The sequence below is a fragment of the Agromyces protaetiae genome (assembly GCF_030866785.1).
GTDB lineage: Bacteria > Actinomycetota > Actinomycetes > Actinomycetales > Microbacteriaceae > Agromyces > Agromyces silvae.
Genome location: NZ_CP133018.1, coordinates 2,451,255 through 2,466,957, shown reverse-complemented (window position 1 = coordinate 2,466,957; position 15,703 = coordinate 2,451,255). Strand labels below are relative to the sequence as shown.

General features: G+C 69.8%; 14 protein-coding genes. 7 read left to right on the top strand and 7 right to left on the bottom strand.

The window, feature by feature from the left end; translation table 11 throughout:
* Positions 1-8: 8 nt before the first annotated feature.
* From QU602_RS11375 to tkt, 3 genes are read right to left on the bottom strand one after another with little or no spacing between them, the layout of a single operon-like run.
* Entirely contained in the window at positions 9-1,610 is a 1,602-nt protein-coding gene (locus tag QU602_RS11375; protein ID WP_308796569.1) for a glucose-6-phosphate isomerase, read from the bottom strand.
* Positions 1,607-2,716: a transaldolase gene (gene tal, locus QU602_RS11370; protein ID WP_308796568.1), complete on the bottom strand. Its 1,110-nt coding sequence runs from the start codon at positions 2,714-2,716 to the stop codon at positions 1,607-1,609. The genes QU602_RS11375 and tal overlap by 4 nt, the downstream gene beginning before the upstream one ends.
* Before the next feature lie 28 nt (positions 2,717-2,744).
* The gene (gene tkt / locus QU602_RS11365; protein WP_308796567.1) at positions 2,745-4,835 is read right to left on the bottom strand and encodes a transketolase; all 2,091 of its coding nucleotides are present in this window, start codon (positions 4,833-4,835) and stop codon (positions 2,745-2,747) included.
* Positions 4,836-5,148: 313 nt separating this feature from the next.
* Between tkt and QU602_RS11360 the strand changes: the two genes are divergently transcribed.
* The gene (locus tag QU602_RS11360) at positions 5,149-6,069 is read left to right on the top strand and encodes a heme o synthase (RefSeq protein ID WP_308796566.1); all 921 of its coding nucleotides are present in this window, start codon (positions 5,149-5,151) and stop codon (positions 6,067-6,069) included.
* Positions 6,070-6,099: 30 nt separating this feature from the next.
* On the opposite strand, the gene QU602_RS11355 is transcribed toward QU602_RS11360, so the two are convergent.
* Positions 6,100-7,038 carry a COX15/CtaA family protein gene (locus tag QU602_RS11355; protein WP_308796565.1) on the bottom strand — a complete coding sequence of 313 codons (939 nt, stop codon included), beginning with the start codon at positions 7,036-7,038 and terminating at the stop codon, positions 6,100-6,102.
* Positions 7,039-7,291: 253 nt separating this feature from the next.
* Here QU602_RS11355 and sufB point away from each other — a divergent pair, with 253 nt between their 5' ends.
* The 6 genes from sufB (at position 7,292) to QU602_RS11325 (ending at position 12,227) form a co-directional block, all read left to right on the top strand.
* Entirely contained in the window at positions 7,292-8,710 is a 1,419-nt protein-coding gene (gene sufB, locus QU602_RS11350) for a Fe-S cluster assembly protein SufB (protein ID WP_308796564.1), read from the top strand.
* 2 nt (positions 8,711-8,712) lie between these two features.
* Positions 8,713-9,891, top strand: coding sequence for a Fe-S cluster assembly protein SufD (gene sufD, locus QU602_RS11345; RefSeq protein ID WP_308796563.1), 1,179 nt, complete (start codon positions 8,713-8,715; stop codon positions 9,889-9,891).
* Position 9,892: 1 nt separating this feature from the next.
* A complete protein-coding gene (locus tag QU602_RS11340) occupies positions 9,893-10,219 on the top strand; it encodes a non-heme iron oxygenase ferredoxin subunit (RefSeq protein WP_308796562.1) in 327 nt (108 codons plus the stop codon).
* A 69-nt stretch (positions 10,220-10,288) separates the two neighbouring features.
* A complete protein-coding gene (gene sufC, locus QU602_RS11335; RefSeq protein ID WP_308796561.1) occupies positions 10,289-11,047 on the top strand; it encodes a Fe-S cluster assembly ATPase SufC in 759 nt (252 codons plus the stop codon).
* 9 nt (positions 11,048-11,056) lie between these two features.
* Entirely contained in the window at positions 11,057-11,386 is a 330-nt protein-coding gene (locus QU602_RS11330) for a metal-sulfur cluster assembly factor (RefSeq protein WP_308796560.1), read from the top strand.
* 1 nt (position 11,387) lies between these two features.
* Positions 11,388-12,227: a methyltransferase domain-containing protein gene (locus QU602_RS11325; RefSeq protein ID WP_308796559.1), complete on the top strand. Its 840-nt coding sequence runs from the start codon at positions 11,388-11,390 to the stop codon at positions 12,225-12,227.
* A 71-nt stretch (positions 12,228-12,298) separates the two neighbouring features.
* On the opposite strand, the gene QU602_RS11320 is transcribed toward QU602_RS11325, so the two are convergent.
* Genes QU602_RS11320 through valS form a run of 3 tightly spaced genes read right to left on the bottom strand, consistent with a single transcriptional unit; the run spans position 12,299 to position 15,593 of the window.
* Positions 12,299-12,520, bottom strand: coding sequence for a hypothetical protein (locus QU602_RS11320; RefSeq protein WP_308796558.1), 222 nt, complete (start codon positions 12,518-12,520; stop codon positions 12,299-12,301).
* Between the two features lie 16 nt (positions 12,521-12,536).
* A complete protein-coding gene (locus tag QU602_RS11315; protein WP_308796557.1) occupies positions 12,537-12,983 on the bottom strand; it encodes a GNAT family N-acetyltransferase in 447 nt (148 codons plus the stop codon).
* 30 nt (positions 12,984-13,013) lie between these two features.
* Positions 13,014-15,593: a valine--tRNA ligase gene (gene valS / locus QU602_RS11310; protein ID WP_308796556.1), complete on the bottom strand. Its 2,580-nt coding sequence runs from the start codon at positions 15,591-15,593 to the stop codon at positions 13,014-13,016.
* Between the last annotated feature and the right edge of the window lie 110 nt (positions 15,594-15,703).

The following is a 15,703-nucleotide window of genomic DNA, read 5'->3' as shown; positions in this document are numbered from 1 at the left end:
GCCGTCGCTCAGTCGAGCGCGCCCCGGATGGTCGCGAGCTGCGCGGCCGGGTCCGAGAGCGTGAGCGTCAGCACCGGCCGGTCGTGCTCGGCGAGCACGCTCGCGTCACCCGACGCCTGCGCCGCGATGAGCTGACCGAACGTGAACGGACGATCGGGGATGGCGAGGTCGTCGACCGGGTGCTGCGTGAGCTGGAGGAACACACCGACCGCCGGACCGCCCTTGTGGAACTGGCCCGTCGAATGCAGGAACCGGGGCCCCCAGCCGAACGTCACCGGTCGCCCGGACCGGGCGGCGAGGAGGTCGCGGAGCTCCGCGTACTCGGGGTGCGCGACCCGGTCGAGGTAGGCCTGGATCGAGATGTACCCGTTTTCGGGCAGTTCCTCCAGCAGGTCGTCGATCGCCGACATGAGGTCGCTCGCCGCGCCGATGACGTGCGGCGTGCCGCGCACCTCGACGCCGTCGGCGATGAACGCCGGCGGCTCGGGCGCGGGACGGGCGTCGAGCAGGCCGCGCGCGGCGATCTTCGCCGACTCCACGTCGGGCTGGTCGAACGGGTTGATGCCGAGCAGCCGCCCGGCGACCGCGGTCGCGTACTCCCAGACGAGCAGCTGCGCACCGAGCGTGCCCGAGACCCGGATCTCGCCGTCGTGGCCCGCGAAGACCTCGTCGCCGGCGTCGGCGACCAGACGCACGACCTGCACGTCGGGAAGGCCCGCCGCGAGCTCGGGGGCGTTCGTGTCGACCACGACGGGCAGCAGGCCTTTGCCCTCCTTGCCCGTCGACTCGGCGATGAGCTGCTCGGCCCAATCGGCGAACCCGACGATGTGCGTGCCGTCGGCGACGATCACGAGCTTGTCGCGCAGCGGCTCGGTCGCGGCGATCGCCGCGCCCAGGATCAGCCCGGGGTTGGAGTCGGCGTCGATCGCGAGCGAGAGCTCGATCGTCTCGGCCTCGTCGAGGATCTCGGCGATGTTCACGCCCGCGAGGCCCGAGGGCACGAGACCGAACGCGGTGAGCGCCGAGTAGCGGCCCCCAACGTCGGGGTCGGCGTTGAACACCCGGTACCCGGCGGCGCGCGCCGATTCGTCGAGCGGCGAACCGGGGTCGGTCACGACGACGATGCGCTCGGCGGGGTCGATCCCGGCGTCGCGGAAGGCCTGCTCGTAGACGCGGCGCTGGCTGTCGGTCTCGACGGTCGAGCCCGACTTCGAGGAGACGACGAGCGCGGACGAGGCGAGCCGGTCGGCCAGCGCGGCGCGGACCTGACCGGGCTCGGTGGAGTCCAGCACGGTCAGGTGCGCCCCGGTCGTGCGCGTGATGACCTCGGGGGCGAGCGACGAGCCGCCCATGCCGGCGAGCACGATGTGGTCGACGCCCTTGGCGCGGAGCTCGTCGCGGAGCGCCGTGATCTCGGGCACCAGGGGGCGCGAGATCGCGACGGCTTCGGTCCAGCCGAGGCGCTTGGCCGCCTCGGACTCGGCTGCCGGACCCCAGAGGGCGGGGTCCTGCGCGGTGATGCCCGAGGCGACCCGGTCGGCGACGAGCGCCGGCAGCGTGCGGCGGACCGCCTCCGCGGCGGGCCCGCTGACGGCGATACGGAAGCTCATCGCGCCGACTCCAGCGCTTCGCGGACGGTGCCGAGCAGCTCGTTCCAGGACACGATGAACTTCTCGACACCCTCGCGCTCGAGCAGCGCCGTGACGTCGTCGTAGTCGACGCCGACACGGGCCAGCGCGTCGAGCACCTCGCCCGCGTCGCGGTAGGCACCCGTGATGGTGTCGCCCACGACCTCGCCGTGGTCGAACGTCGCCTCGAGCGTCTTCTCGGGCATCGTGTTGACGACGCCGCGTGCGACCAGCTCGGTCACGTAGAGCGTGTCGGGCAGGGCCGGGTCCTTGACGCCGGTCGACGCCCAGAGCGGACGCTGTCGGTTCGCGCCGGCCTCGAGCAGCGCGGTCGCCCGCTCGCCCGAGAAGACCTCGGTGAACAGCTCGTACGCGAGGCGGGCGTTCGCCACGCCCGCACGGCTCTTCAGGGCGAGCGCCGCGTCGGAGCCGATCGCCGTGAGCCGCTTGTCGATCTCGGTGTCGACGCGCGACACGAAGAACGACGCGACCGAGTGGATCTTCGAGAGGTCGTGGCCGTTGGCCTTCGCCGCTTCGAGGCCCGCGAGGTAGGCCTCCATGACCTGGCGGTAGCGCTCGAGGCTGAAGATCAGCGTCACGTTGACGCTGATCCCCGCCGAGATCGTCTCGCGGATCGCGTCGAGGCCCTCGACGGTCGCGGGGATCTTGATCATCACGTTCGGCCGGTCGACCGTGGCCCAGAGCGCCTTGGCCGACTCGATCGTGCGGGCCGAGTCGTGCGCGAGGTCGGGTGCGACCTCGATCGAGACACGACCGTCGAAGCCCGCGGTCCGGTCGAAGACCGGGCGGAAGACGTCGGCGGCGTCGCGGACGTCGTCGGTCGTGATCTCGAAGACCGCGGTGTCGACGTCGGCGCCGCGGCCGGCCAGGGCGTGGAGCTGGTCGGCGTAGGCGGCTCCGTTGGCGAGCGCACCGGCGAAGATCGTCGGGTTGGTAGTGACGCCGACGACGTCGCGCTCGACGATGAGGCGGGCGAGATCGCCTGAGGCGATGCGCTGGCGCGACAGGTCGTCGAGCCAGATGCTGACGCCGGCCTCGGACAGGGCGGCGGTGGGTGTGGTGCTCATGGAACTCATGTCTCCTTCTGCTCGCCGCTCAGGCGGCGAGCGATTCCTTCGCGGCGGCGACGACGGCCTCCGTCGTCATGCCGAACTCGCGGTACAGGGTCTTGTAGTCGGCCGAGGCGCCGAAGTGCTCGATCGAGACGCTGCGGCCCCGGTCGCCCACATAGGAGCGCCAGGTCAGGGCGAGCCCGGCCTCGACCGACACGCGCGCCGTCACCGAGGCGGGAAGCACCGACTCGCGGTACGCCGCGTCCTGCTCCTCGAACCACTCGAGGCTCGGTGCCGAGACGACCCGGACCTGCACGCCCTCGGCCGCGAGCTGCTCGCGGGCCTCGAGCGCGATCTGGAGCTCGGAGCCGGTCGCGATGATGATGAGCTCGGGCGTGCCCGACGGTGCCTCCGCGATGACGTAGGCGCCCTTCGAGACATTGGCGGCCGACGCGAGCACGTCACCGGATGCCTCGCCGGCACCGCGCTCGAACACGGGGATGTTCTGCCGGGTGAGCGCGAGCCCCGCGGGGCCACCGCGACGGCGCAGCACCTCGAGCCACGCGTAGGCGACCTCGTTGGCGTCGCCGGGGCGCACGACCGTGAAGTTCGGGATGGCGCGGAGCGTCGCGAGCTGCTCGATCGGCTGGTGCGTCGGGCCGTCTTCGCCGAGCGCGACGGAGTCGTGCGTCCACACGAAGATCGACGGGATGTCCATCAGCGCGGACAGGCGCACCGAGGGGCGCATGTAGTCGCTGAAGATGAGGAACGTGCCGCCGAACGCGCGCGTCGGTCCGTGCAGCACGATGCCGTTCACGATCGCCGCCATCGCGTGCTCGCGGATGCCGAAGTGCAGCACGCGCCCGTACGGGTTGCCGGCGAACTCGTGCGTCGACCACTGCTCGGGGATGAACGAGGCCGCGTCGTTGATCGTCGTGAGGTTCGACTCGGCGAGGTCGGCCGAGCCGCCCCACAACTCGGGCAGCTGCGCCGCGAGCGCGTTGATGACCTTGCCCGACGCGGCGCGCGTCGAGACGTCCTTGCCGGGCTCGAACACGGGCAGCGCCGCCTCGATGCCCTCGGGCAGCTCGCCGGCCAGGAGCCGGTCGAGCAGCGCCTTGCGCTCGGGGTTCGCCTCGGCCCACGCGTCGAACGAGCGCTGCCATTCGGCGTGTGCGGCCGCACCGCGCTCACGCGACGACCGCGTGTGCTCGATGACGTCGTCCGCGACGGCGAAGTGCTGCTCGGGGTCGAAGCCCAGGACCTTCTTGGTGGCCGCGAGCTCGTCGGCGCCGAGCGCCGAACCGTGGATCTTGCCCGTGTTCTGCTTGCCGGGCGAGGGCCAGCCGATGATCGTCTTCAGGATGATGATCGACGGCTGGTCGGTCTCGCCCTTGGCCGCCTCGATCGCGGAGTACAGCTCGGCGATGTCTTCGACGTACTGGCCGGTCTTCTTCCAGTCGACCGTCTGCACGTGCCAGCCGTACGCCTCGTAGCGCTTCGCGACGTCCTCGGTGAAGGCGATGTTCGTGTCGTCCTCGATCGAGATCTGGTTGGCGTCGTAGATGACGACCAGGTTGCCGAGCTGCTGGTGGCCCGCGAGCGAGGACGCCTCGCTCGTCACGCCCTCTTCGAGGTCGCCGTCGCTGGCGATCACGTAGACGAAGTGGTCGAACGGGCTCTGCCCCGCTGCGGCATCCGGGTCGAAGAGACCCCGCTCGAAGCGCGAGGCGTACGCGAACCCGACCGCGGACGCGAGGCCCTGGCCGAGCGGGCCGGTCGTGATCTCGACACCCTTGGTGTGGCGGTACTCGGGGTGGCCGGGGGTCAGCGAGCCCCAGGTGCGCAGCGCCTCGAGGTCGCCGAGCTCGAGGCCCGAGCCCTCGAGGTAGAGCTGCACGTATTGCGTCAGCGAGCTGTGCCCCGCCGAGAGGATGAAGCGGTCGCGCCCCAGCCAGTGCGTGTCGTTCGGGTCGCGCCGCATGACCTTCTGGAAGAGCAGGTACGCCGCGGGAGCGAGGCTCATCGCGGTGCCGGGGTGCCCGTTGCCGACCTTCTCGACCGCGTCAGCGGCCAGCACGCGCGCGGTGTCCACGGCGCGGTCGTCGATGGGATCCCATTGCAGAGTTGCCACGAGGTGGTGTTCCTTCCGATCGTGGCGGTGTCACGGGAAGCCTCGGCCTCCAGGACCCGCCGGGAAACGTCTCGGCGCGGTGGAGCCCGGCGGCTGATGCGGCAGGTGCGTCGCAGGTGGACGGCACATGGGTTCCGCGCCGCCGGGCGCGCTGCTCTCAGCATATCGAGTCGTGCATGCCTGTGACGGCCCTTGACGAGCGGTCGCCGCGTCGACGACGGGTCGCGCGACGGCCACGGGCCGCACCGCGATGCCATAGAATCGAGAACGCCCGTGCGCCTCGACCGCGCCCGGACGCCGGAGTAGAGGAACGATGCAGGCATCCGTACAGACCCGTGACGCTCGACCGGCGTCGACCCTCCGCCGGAAGATCGGCGCCTATGTCGCGCTGACGAAGCCGCGGGTGATCGAGCTGCTGCTGGTCGTCACCGCGCCGACGATGATCCTCGCCCAGCAGGGCCTGCCCGACCTCTGGCTGCTCCTCGCGACCCTCATCGGCGGTGCCATGAGCGCGGGCTCCGCCGGCGCGTTCAACTGCTACATCGACCGCGACATCGACCGGGTCATGAAGCGCACGAAGAACCGTCCGCTCGTGACCGGCGAGCTCACCGACCGGCAGGCGCTCGTCTTCGCCTACGCACTCGGCGTGGCATCCATCGCCTGGCTCTGGATCTTCACCAACTGGGTGGCCGCGGCGCTCTCGCTCGGCGCGATCCTGCTCTACGTCGTCTTCTACAGCCTGATCCTGAAGCGCCGCACGTCGCAGAACATCGTGTGGGGCGGCGTCGCCGGGTGCATGCCCGTGCTGATCGGCTGGGCGGCGGTGACCGGCGACCTCAGCTGGCCGCCGTTCATCCTGTTCCTCATCATCTTCCTGTGGACGCCGCCGCACTACTGGCCGCTCTCCATGAAGTACCAGGCCGACTACAAGGCGGCGGGCGTGCCGATGCTCGCGGTCGTGCGCGGTCGCGCCCAGGTCGGCCTGCAGGTCATCCTCTATGCCTGGGCGACCGTCGTGTGCTCGCTCCTGCTCATCCCCGTCGCGGGCATGGGCGTCGTGTACACGGCCACCGCGATCGTCGTCGGCGGCTGGTTCATCTACGAGACGCACCGCCTCTACGCCCTCGCCATCCGGCACGAGCAGGTCTCGCCGATGCGGGTCTTCCACGGCTCGATCGTGTACCTGTCGCTGCTCTTCCTCGCGGTCGGCATCGACCCGCTGCTGCCCTTCTGAGCCGTCGCCGGCAGGCCGGCGGCATGGCGATCAGCGGGTGACGGATGCCTCGGCGGGCTCGGCCTCGTGCACGGGGCGCTTCAGCTTCAGGATGAACACCGTCATCGCGGCCGCGGTGAGCGCGGCGAGCACCATGTGGATGCCGACGAGCACCGCCGGGAGCCCGGTGCGCGCCTGGATGAGGCCGACGGCGATCTGCACCAGGACGGTGCCGAGCAGCACGAGCGACCAGCGGCGCGTCGGCAGGCCGAGCCGCCACGCGGCGATCACCAGCACGACGGTGAGGGCGAAGACCGCGTACCCGGGCCACGCGTGGATGTGCTCCAGCAGTTCGGCGTTGAACCCGTTGCGGCCGGCGTCCTTGTCGCCCGAGTGCGGGCCGGCGCCCGTCGTCAGGACCCCGAAGACGATCGAGACGGCGAGTGCCGCGCTCGTGAGATGCGTGAGTCCGGCGTACCAGCCGGGCACGGCGCGCTCGCGGGGGCCGGGCGTCGCGTCCAGCCGGACGAGGAACGCCGCGGTGACGCACACGAGCAGCAGCGACGAGATGTAGTGGAAGCCCACGATGAACGGGTTGAGCCCGGTCCACACCGTGATGCCGCCCACGATCGCCTGCGCGATCACACCGCCCACGACGACGAGCGCGAGGGTCCACAGGTCGCGGCGCGATTCGCGCATCCGCCACACGAGCAGGAGCACGACGACCGCGACGATGCCGACGACGCCCGTCATCAGACGGTTGCCGAACTCGATGATGCCGTGGATGCCCATCTCGGGGGTCGCCACGAGCGAATCGGGCGTGCAGAGCGGCCAGGTCGGGCAGCCGAGGCCCGAACTCGTGAGCCGCACCGCGCCACCGGTGGCGATGATCACCGTCTCGGCGATGAACGACAGCCAGGCGAACACCCGGAGCGGGCGGGTGACGCGGACGGGCAGCCGGTCGGTGAGCGAGACGGCGGAGCGGTGCACGGGGTGATTCCTCACTGGGGTCCGCGGCCTGTGACGGTACCGAGAGTCGGGGCGACGATGGGCGGGACCCTGTAGACTTGATGGGTTGAGGCATCCGCTCGACGCGCGGAATGACGCGTCCTGCAGATCCGTTAGACATCTTAGGTTCGAAAAATGGAGCCGCCCGCACATCACCCCCGATCGCCCGCACCTCGACGCGCGAGGGGGCGTGAGCCGGACTGATATCCGGTTGCAGGGAGGAGAAGAGGAGCACATGACGGACGTACTGATCGACCGCCCCGAACTGGAGAGTCTCGGTGTCTACGAGTTCGGCTGGGCCGACTCCGACTCCGCAGGCGCCGCCGCGCGCCGGGGGCTGTCCGAAGCCGTGGTGAGGGACATCTCGGGACTCAAGAGCGAGCCCGAATGGATGCTGCAGCGCCGTCTGCGTGCCCTCCAGCTCTTCGACCGCAAGCCGATGCCCTCGTGGGGCGCGGACCTCTCGGAGATCGACTTCGACAACATCAAGTACTTCGTGCGCTCGACAGAGAAGCAGGCCCAGACCTGGGAGGACCTGCCCGAGGACATCCGCAACACGTACGAGCGGCTCGGCATCCCCGAGGCCGAGCGTCAGCGGCTCGTCGCGGGCGTCGCCGCGCAGTACGAGTCCGAGGTCGTCTACCACCAGATCCGCGAGGACCTGGAGGAGCAGGGCGTCATCTTCCTCGACACCGACACCGCGCTGCGCGAGCACCCCGAGATCTTCGAGGAGTACTTCGGCACCGTCATCCCCGCCGGCGACAACAAGTTCGCCGCGCTGAACACCGCGGTGTGGTCGGGCGGCTCGTTCGTCTACGTGCCGAAGGGCGTGCACGTCGAGATCCCGCTGCAGGCGTACTTCCGCATCAACACCGAGAACATGGGCCAGTTCGAGCGGACCCTGATCATCGCCGACGAAGACAGCTACGTGCACTACATCGAGGGCTGCACGGCGCCGATCTACAAGAGCGACTCGCTGCACTCGGCCGTGGTCGAGATCATCGTGAAGAAGAACGCGCGCGTGCGCTACACGACGATCCAGAACTGGTCGAACAACGTCTACAACCTCGTCACCAAGCGCGCCGTCGCCCACGAGGGCGCGACCATGGAATGGGTCGACGGCAACATCGGCTCCAAGGTGACCATGAAGTACCCGTCGATCTTCCTCATGGGCGAGCACGCCAAGGGCGAGACGCTCTCGGTCGCGTTCGCGGGCCCCGGCCAGCACCAGGACGCGGGCGCCAAGATGATCCACATGGCGCCGTACACGCAGTCGTCGATCGTCTCCAAGTCGATCGCGCGCGGCGGCGGCCGCGCCGGCTACCGCGGCGAGGTCCGGGTCGACGCGAACGCGCACCACTCCGCGAACACCGTCCGCTGCGACGCGCTGCTGGTCGACACCATCTCGCGCTCCGACACCTACCCGGCGATCGACATCCGGGTCGACGACGTGCAGCTGGGTCACGAGGCGACCGTCTCGAAGGTCTCGGAGGAGCAGCTCTTCTATCTGATGTCGCGCGGCATGCCCGAAGACGAGGCCATGGCCATGATCGTGCGCGGGTTCATCGAGCCGATCGCGCGCGAGCTGCCCATGGAGTACGCGATGGAACTCAACAAGCTCATCGAGATGGGCATGGAAGGGTCGGTCGGCTAGGAATGACCGCACAGATCAGTAGCACCGCCCTGCCCACGGCCGAGCAGCACGGCCTCCGCGCCCACTCCGACACGCTCGCGCCCGTGCAGACCCGGTCCGAGCGGTTCCGCTCGACCGACGTCGCCGACTTCGCGCCGGTGACCGGCCGCGAGCACGAGTGGAAGCTCTCACCCGTCGCGGTCTTCGCGGACCTGACGGGCGGCGAGCTCGACGGCTCGCGTCTCACGATCGAGTCGACGGATGCGCCGGGGGTGACGGTCTCATGGATCGGCCGCGACGACGCCCGGATCGGCACGGCCGGAACGCCCGAAGAGCGCGCATCGGCCAATGCCTGGTCGAGCTTCGGCGAGGCGCTGCTCGTCTCGGTCACGGGTGAGGACGACAAGGTCGTCACCGTGACCCGCGACGGCCTGGGTGACGTCGCACGCGCTGCGCACACCGTCATCGAGGCGGCCCCGAACAGCCGCGGCCTCGTCGTGCTCCGCGGCACCGGCGACGCCCGGCTCACCGAGAACGTCGAGATCCTCGTCGGCGAGGGCGCGAACCTCACCGTCGTCTCGCTCCAGGAGTGGACCGACGACTCGGTGCACCTCGCGAGCCACTTCGCGCGCATCGCGCGCGACGCGAAGCTCAAGCACATCGTCGTCTCGCTCGGTGGCAAGGTCGTGCGGGTGAACCCGTCGACGCACCTCGCCGAGCAGGGCGGCGATGTCGAGGCGCTCGGTCTCTACTTCTCCGACGCCGGCCAGCACCTCGAGCAGCAGGTGTACGTCCACCATGACGCCCCCCACACGCGTTCGCGCGTGACCTACAAGGGCGCGCTGCAGGGCCAGGGTGCGCGCAGCGTCTGGATCGGCGACGTGCTCATCGGCAACGCCGCGACCGGAACCGACAGCTACGAGCAGAACCGGAACCTCGTGCTCACCGACGGCACGCGTGCCGACTCGATCCCGAACCTCGAGATCGAGACCGGCGACATCGAGGGAGCCGGGCACGCGTCGGCGACCGGCCGGTTCGACGACGAGCAGCTCTTCTACCTCATGGCCCGCGGTATCCGCGAAGACGAGGCACGTCGCCTCGTCGTGCGCGGCTTCCTCACCGAGGTCGTCCAGCAGATCGGCTCGCCCGAGCTCGAAGCGCGTCTCACCGCCGCGCTCGAGGCCGAACTGCAGGGGAACTGACGTGGCCTCCGTCCGCGTGTGCGGTATCGACGACCTGGAAGAGAACCAGGCCGCGCGCTTCGTCGTCGACGGCGTCGCCATCGCCGTCGTGAAAGACGCGGCCGGCGACATCTTCGCGATCGGCGACACCTGCACCCACGGCGACATCTCGCTCGCCGAGGGGTTCGTCGAGGACGACACGCTCGAGTGCTGGGCCCACGGCTCGAAGTTCTCGCTGCACACCGGCAAGCCGCTCACCCTGCCCGCCTACGAGCCCGTTCCCGTCTACCGGGTCGAGCTCGTCGACGGCGGCGTCCACATCGACCCCGCGGTCACCCTGACCGTCTGACCCCAGTTCTCGCCGAATGGCCTGTCCGGCCGTGCGGCCGGACCTCCGACTGAAAGAGATTCCCCCAACATGTCCGTGCTCGAGATCAAGAACCTGCACGTCAACGTCGAGACCGACCAGGGCACCCGCGAGATCCTCCGCGGCGTCGACCTGGTCATCAACGAGGGCGAGATCCACGCCATCATGGGCCCGAACGGCTCCGGCAAGTCGACGCTCGCGTACACGATCGCCGGCCACCCGAAGTACACCGTCATCGACGGTGAGATCCTGCTCGACGGCGAGAACGTCCTCGAGATGTCGGTCGACGAGCGCGCCCGCGCCGGCCTCTTCCTGGCGATGCAGTACCCGGTCGAGATCCCCGGTGTGACGGTCACCAACTTCCTCCGCACCGCGAAGACCGCGATCGACGGCGAGGCGCCCGCGATCCGCACGTGGCTGAAAGACGTCCGCGGTGCCATGGAGAACCTCAAGATGGACTCGGCGTTCGCCGAGCGCAATGTCAACGAGGGCTTCTCGGGCGGCGAGAAGAAGCGCAACGAGATCCTGCAGCTCGAGCTGCTGAAGCCGAAGTTCGCGGTGCTCGACGAGACCGACTCGGGTCTCGACGTCGACGCACTCAAGGTCGTCTCGGAGGGCGTGAACCGGGCGCACCAGAACTCGGGTCTCGGCATCCTGCTGATCACGCACTACACGCGCATCCTCCGGTACATCAAGCCGGACCACGTGCACGTCTTCGTGGCGGGGCGGATCGCCGAGCAGGGCGGCCCCGAGCTGGCCGACCGGCTCGAAGACGAGGGCTACGACCGCTACGTCACCCAGTCGGCGTAGGCTGGCATCATGGTCACCTCACTGGCTCCTGAGAAGTTCGATCAGGTCACCGAGGCACTGAAAGACGTCGTCGACCCCGAGCTCGGGGTCAACATCGTCGACCTCGGGCTCATCTACGACCTCGGCTGGGATGACGAGCACGACGCGCTCGTCATCCATATGACGCTGACGAGTGCGGGCTGCCCGCTCACGGACGTCCTCGAAGAGCAGACCGGCGAGGCGCTCGACGGCATCGTCGACGCGTTCCGCATCAACTGGGTCTGGATGCCGCCGTGGGGTCCCGAGAAGATCACCGACGACGGGCGCGACATGATGCGCGCATTGGGCTTCGCGATCTGAGATGACGCGGCCCGGCGAGGCGTCCGCCGCCGGCGCAGGCCGGCGCGACGAGTACACGCACGGCCATCACGCGAGCGTACTGCGTTCGCACGCGTGGCGGACGGCGGAGAACTCGGCCGGCTATCTGCTTCCGCACCTCGCCGACGGCGCTCGGGTGCTCGATGTGGGCAGCGGACCGGGCACGATCACACTGGACCTCGCGCGCCGGGTGCGGCCGGGCGAGGTCATTGGGGTGGATGCCTCGGCCGAGGTGGTGGCACAGGCGAACGGGCTCGCCGAGAGCGAGGGCGTGCCGAACGTCCGGTTCGAGACCGGCGACGCCTATGCACTCGAGTTCCCCGACGACTCGTTCGACGTGGTCCATGCGCACCAGGTGCTGCAGCACCTCGGCCGGCCGATCGATGCCCTGCGCGAGTGGCGACGGGTGCTTCGGCCCGGGGGAGTGCTCGCGGTGCGCGACGTGGACTACGGCGGTGTGATCTTCGAGCCACCGCTCGCGGGGCTCACCAGGTGGCTCGAGCTGTACCACGCGGTCGCGGTGTGGAACGGCGGCGAGCCCGATGCGGGGCGCAAGCTCACGAGGTGGGTTCGCGAAGCGGGATTCCGTGAGATCGAGGCATCCGGCAGCGTATGGGTCTACGCCACCGCACTCGACCGCGAGCGGTGGGGCGGCGCGTGGGCCGAGCGGGTCACCGAGTCCGCGTTCGCGGCCCATGCCATCGAGTCGGGCCATGCGCACACGGCCGAGCTGCAGGCCATCGCCGAGTCGTGGCGTTCGTGGGTCGCCGACCCCGACGGCTGGCTGCTCATGCCGCACGGCGAGGTGCTGGCGCGCGCCTGACCGCTGTGCCGATGAGTGGTGAAGCACCAGCGGCATGGGCGGAACCGCGCTCGGGCGCGTTGAGCGCCGGGTTACCAGTCCTCGTCTGCGTCGTGGGCGTCGGCGAGGATCTCACGGACGACGGTGCCGTCGTCGAGTTCGGCGATCGGCCGGTTCTCGAGCCAGGTGAGGGTCCAGTGCCGGCCCGAGCCGTCGGCGTGGCGCGACTCAGCGTCGGCGATGCGGGCGCGCAGATCGGCCGGCACCGAGGCCGGAGGCTCGGCGCCGAAGGGCCAGCGGGTGCCCAGTCGCATCAGAGGCCCGCTCGCATCAGACGTCCAGGTCGTACCAGACCCACTCGGTGCGGCGACCGATCGAGTCGTAGAGCTTCTGTGCGGGTGCGTTGTCGGCCGCGGTGATCCAGCTGACGGCACCCGAGCCGATCTGCGCGGATCGTGCGTGCACGTACTCGATGAGCGCGCGGCCCACCCCACCGCCGCGCACCTCGTCGGCGACGAAGAGGTCGTCAAGGAAGCACCCGATCGTGCCGGTGAGGCTTTCGGGCACGGGGCGGAAGTGCGCGAGCCCGACGGGCGTGCCCTCGTCGTTCACCGCGAGCGCCGCCTCGAACGGGTTCGCAGGATCGCGCAGCCACGTCCAGACGGTCAGTGCCTTCTGATCGTCGAGGTCGTGCTTGTAGAAGTCGCAGTAGCCCTCGAAGAGCGGCAGCCAGCCGAAGAAGTCTTCATCGGCCGCGGGCCTGATCTCGTATGCCATCGTTGTGTCCTCTGTCTCTGTCGTCTGCACTCAGTCGGCCTGCTCGAGCTCGACCTCACGCACTGTGAGCTCGTCACCGTCGGCGAACTCGAGCACGCCGATGCGGCCCACCGCACGCAGGTCGTTCGCCACCGACTCGAGGAGACGGATCGCGTCCGCGGGGCCCGCGATCACGGCGCGGGCGACGGGCGTCTTCTGCGAGGCCTTCGCGTCGGTCTTCGCCCGGCGGATGCCGGTCAACGCGATGCCTGCGAGCTCGAGCAGCTCGACGCCGGCCTCGCCGCGCGCGGCGAGCTCGTCGATCGCCGGCCACGGAGCGGTGTGCACCGACGCCTCGTTCGACCAGCTCCACGCCTCTTCGGCAGCGAACGGGATGACCGGGGCGAACAGTCGCACGAGCACGCTCAGCGCGGTCTTCAGCGCGGCGACGGCCGAGGCCTGCTCGGCGCTCGGCTCCCCGTAGGCGCGCTCCTTGACGAGCTCGAGGTAGTCGTCGCAGAACGTCCAGAAGAACGTCTCGGTGACCTCGAGCGCGCGCGCGTGGTCGTAGCCGTCGAGCGCGCGCGCGGCCTGCTCGACGACGGTCGCGAGTGCCGCGAGCATGCTGCGGTCGACCGCCTCGGTGACGGCCGCATCGGCCGTCCCCTCGAAGCCGAGGATGAACTTCGCCGCGTTGAGCACCTTGATCGCCAGCCGGCGGCCGATCTTCACCTGCGTCGGGTTCTGCGGGTCGAACGCGGCATCGGTGCCGAGCCGGCTCGACGCCGCCCAGTAGCGCACCGCGTCGGAGCCGTGCTGCTCGAGCAGGCCGGCGGGCGTCACGACATTGCCCTTCGACTTCGACATCTTCTTGCGGTCGGGGTCCACGATGAAGCCCGAGATCGCGGCGTTCGACCAGGGCGCCACGCCGTGCTCGAGCTCGGCGCGGAGCGTGGTCGAGAACAGCCAGGTGCGGATGATGTCCTGACCCTGAGGGCGGAGCGAGTACGGGAACACGAGGTCGAACAGCTCGGGGTCGCGTTCCCAGCCGCCCGCGAGCTGCGGGGTCAGCGAGCTCGTCGCCCAGGTGTCCATGACGTCGAGCTCGCCCACGAAGCCGCCGGCCGTGCCGCGCTGTGCCTCGTCATAGCCCGGGGCGGGCATCGACGAGGGGTCGACGGGCAGCATCTCGCGAGTCGCGACGATGGGTTCGTCGTAGACGGGCTCGCCGTCGGCGTCGATCGGGTACCAGACGGGGATCGGTACGCCGAAGAAGCGCTGCCGTGAGATCAGCCAGTCGCCCGAGAGGCCGCCGACCCAGTTGTCGTACCGGACCCGCATGAACTCGGGGTGCCAGCTCATCTCGCGGCCACGCGCGAGCAGGCGCTCCTTCAGCTGGGCGTCGCGCGAGCCGTTCACGATGTACCACTGCCGGGTCGACACGATCTCGAGCGGCCGGTCGCCCTTCTCGAAGTACTTCACCGGGTGCGTGATCGGCTTCGGGTCGGCGAGCAGGTCACCCGACTCACGGAGCAGCTCGACGACCGCCTGCTTGGCCGAGAACGCGGTCTTGCCGGCGAGCTGCGCGTACGCCGCACGGCCGGACTCCGACTCGATCGCGGCCGGCGGATCGGCGATGATGCGGCCGTCGAAGCCGATGATGGCGCGGTTCGGCAGGTCGAGCTCACGCCACCAGACGACGTCGGTCACGTCACCGAAGGTGCAGATCATCGCGATGCCGGTGCCCTTGTCCTTCTGCGCGAGGTGGTGCGCGACCACGGGCACCTCGACGCCGAACACGGGCGTGGTGACGGTCGTACCGAACAGCGGCTGATACCGCTCGTCGTCGGGGTGCGCGACCAGCGCGACGCACGCGGGGATCAGCTCGGGGCGGCTGGTCTCGATCTCGATGGTGCCGCCGTCTGGGCGGTGGAACGCGATGCGGTGGTAGTGACCGGGCTGCTCGCGGTCCTCGAGCTCGGCCTGCGCGACCGCGGTGCGGAAGGTCACGTCCCACAGGGTCGGCGCGAGCGCCTGGTACGCCTCGCCCCGCTCGACGTTGCGGACGAACGCCAGCTGCGACGTGAACAGCGCCTCGTCGGCGATCGTGCGGTACGACTGGGTCCAGTCGACGGAGAGCCCGAGTGTGCGCCAGAGCGCCTCGAACTGCTTCTCGTCCTCGACGGTCAGCCGTTCGCAGAGCTCGATGAAGTTCCGGCGCGAGATGGGCACCTGGTCGGCGGCCTTCACGCTCTTGCCCTCGCCGCCCTCGAACGGCGGGGTGAAGTCGGCGTCATAGGGCAGCGTCGGGTCGCACCGCACGCCGTAGTAGTTCTGCACGCGACGTTCGGTCGGCAGCCCGTTGTCGTCCCAGCCCATGGGGTAGAAGACGCTCCGGCCGCGCATGCGCTGGTACCGCGCGACGACGTCGGTGTGCGTGTACGAGAACACGTGGCCGATATGCAGCGAGCCCGAGGCCGTGGGCGGTGGTGTGTCGATCGAGTAGATGGACTCACGGGTCGCGTTCGCACGGTCGAACCGGTACGTGCCGTCGCTTTCCCAGACGCCGCCCCATTTGGCTTCGAGGCCCTCGAGGGCCGGCTTGTCGGGAATGCGCGGGGTGTCGGTCATGATGCTCCGGTTCGGTATGTACGGCACCGAGTCCGTGGGGGTGCCTGAATGTGCGACGCTCCAGCATACAAGAGCGGCGACCCGCCGCCACGGGGGCGGACCGTGGTGAG

Excerpts from the sequence above, each read along its gene's own strand:
- valS (WP_308796556.1), bottom strand. The coding sequence starts at position 15,593 with ATGACCGACACCCCGCGCATTCCCGACAAGCCGGCCCTCGAGGGCCTC.
- QU602_RS11315 (WP_308796557.1), bottom strand. The coding sequence starts at position 12,983 with ATGGCATACGAGATCAGGCCCGCGGCCGATGAAGACTTCTTCGGCTGG.
- QU602_RS11325 (WP_308796559.1), top strand. The coding sequence starts at position 11,388 with ATGACGCGGCCCGGCGAGGCGTCCGCCGCCGGCGCAGGCCGGCGCGAC.
- sufD (WP_308796563.1), top strand. The coding sequence starts at position 8,713 with ATGACCGCACAGATCAGTAGCACCGCCCTGCCCACGGCCGAGCAGCAC.
- QU602_RS11330 (WP_308796560.1), top strand. The coding sequence starts at position 11,057 with ATGGTCACCTCACTGGCTCCTGAGAAGTTCGATCAGGTCACCGAGGCA.
- sufB (WP_308796564.1), top strand. The coding sequence starts at position 7,292 with ATGACGGACGTACTGATCGACCGCCCCGAACTGGAGAGTCTCGGTGTC.
- tal (WP_308796568.1), bottom strand. The coding sequence starts at position 2,716 with ATGAGCACCACACCCACCGCCGCCCTGTCCGAGGCCGGCGTCAGCATC.
- QU602_RS11360 (WP_308796566.1), top strand. The coding sequence starts at position 5,149 with ATGCAGGCATCCGTACAGACCCGTGACGCTCGACCGGCGTCGACCCTC.
- sufC (WP_308796561.1), top strand. The coding sequence starts at position 10,289 with ATGTCCGTGCTCGAGATCAAGAACCTGCACGTCAACGTCGAGACCGAC.
- QU602_RS11320 (WP_308796558.1), bottom strand. The coding sequence starts at position 12,520 with ATGCGACTGGGCACCCGCTGGCCCTTCGGCGCCGAGCCTCCGGCCTCG.
- QU602_RS11375 (WP_308796569.1), bottom strand. The coding sequence starts at position 1,610 with ATGAGCTTCCGTATCGCCGTCAGCGGGCCCGCCGCGGAGGCGGTCCGC.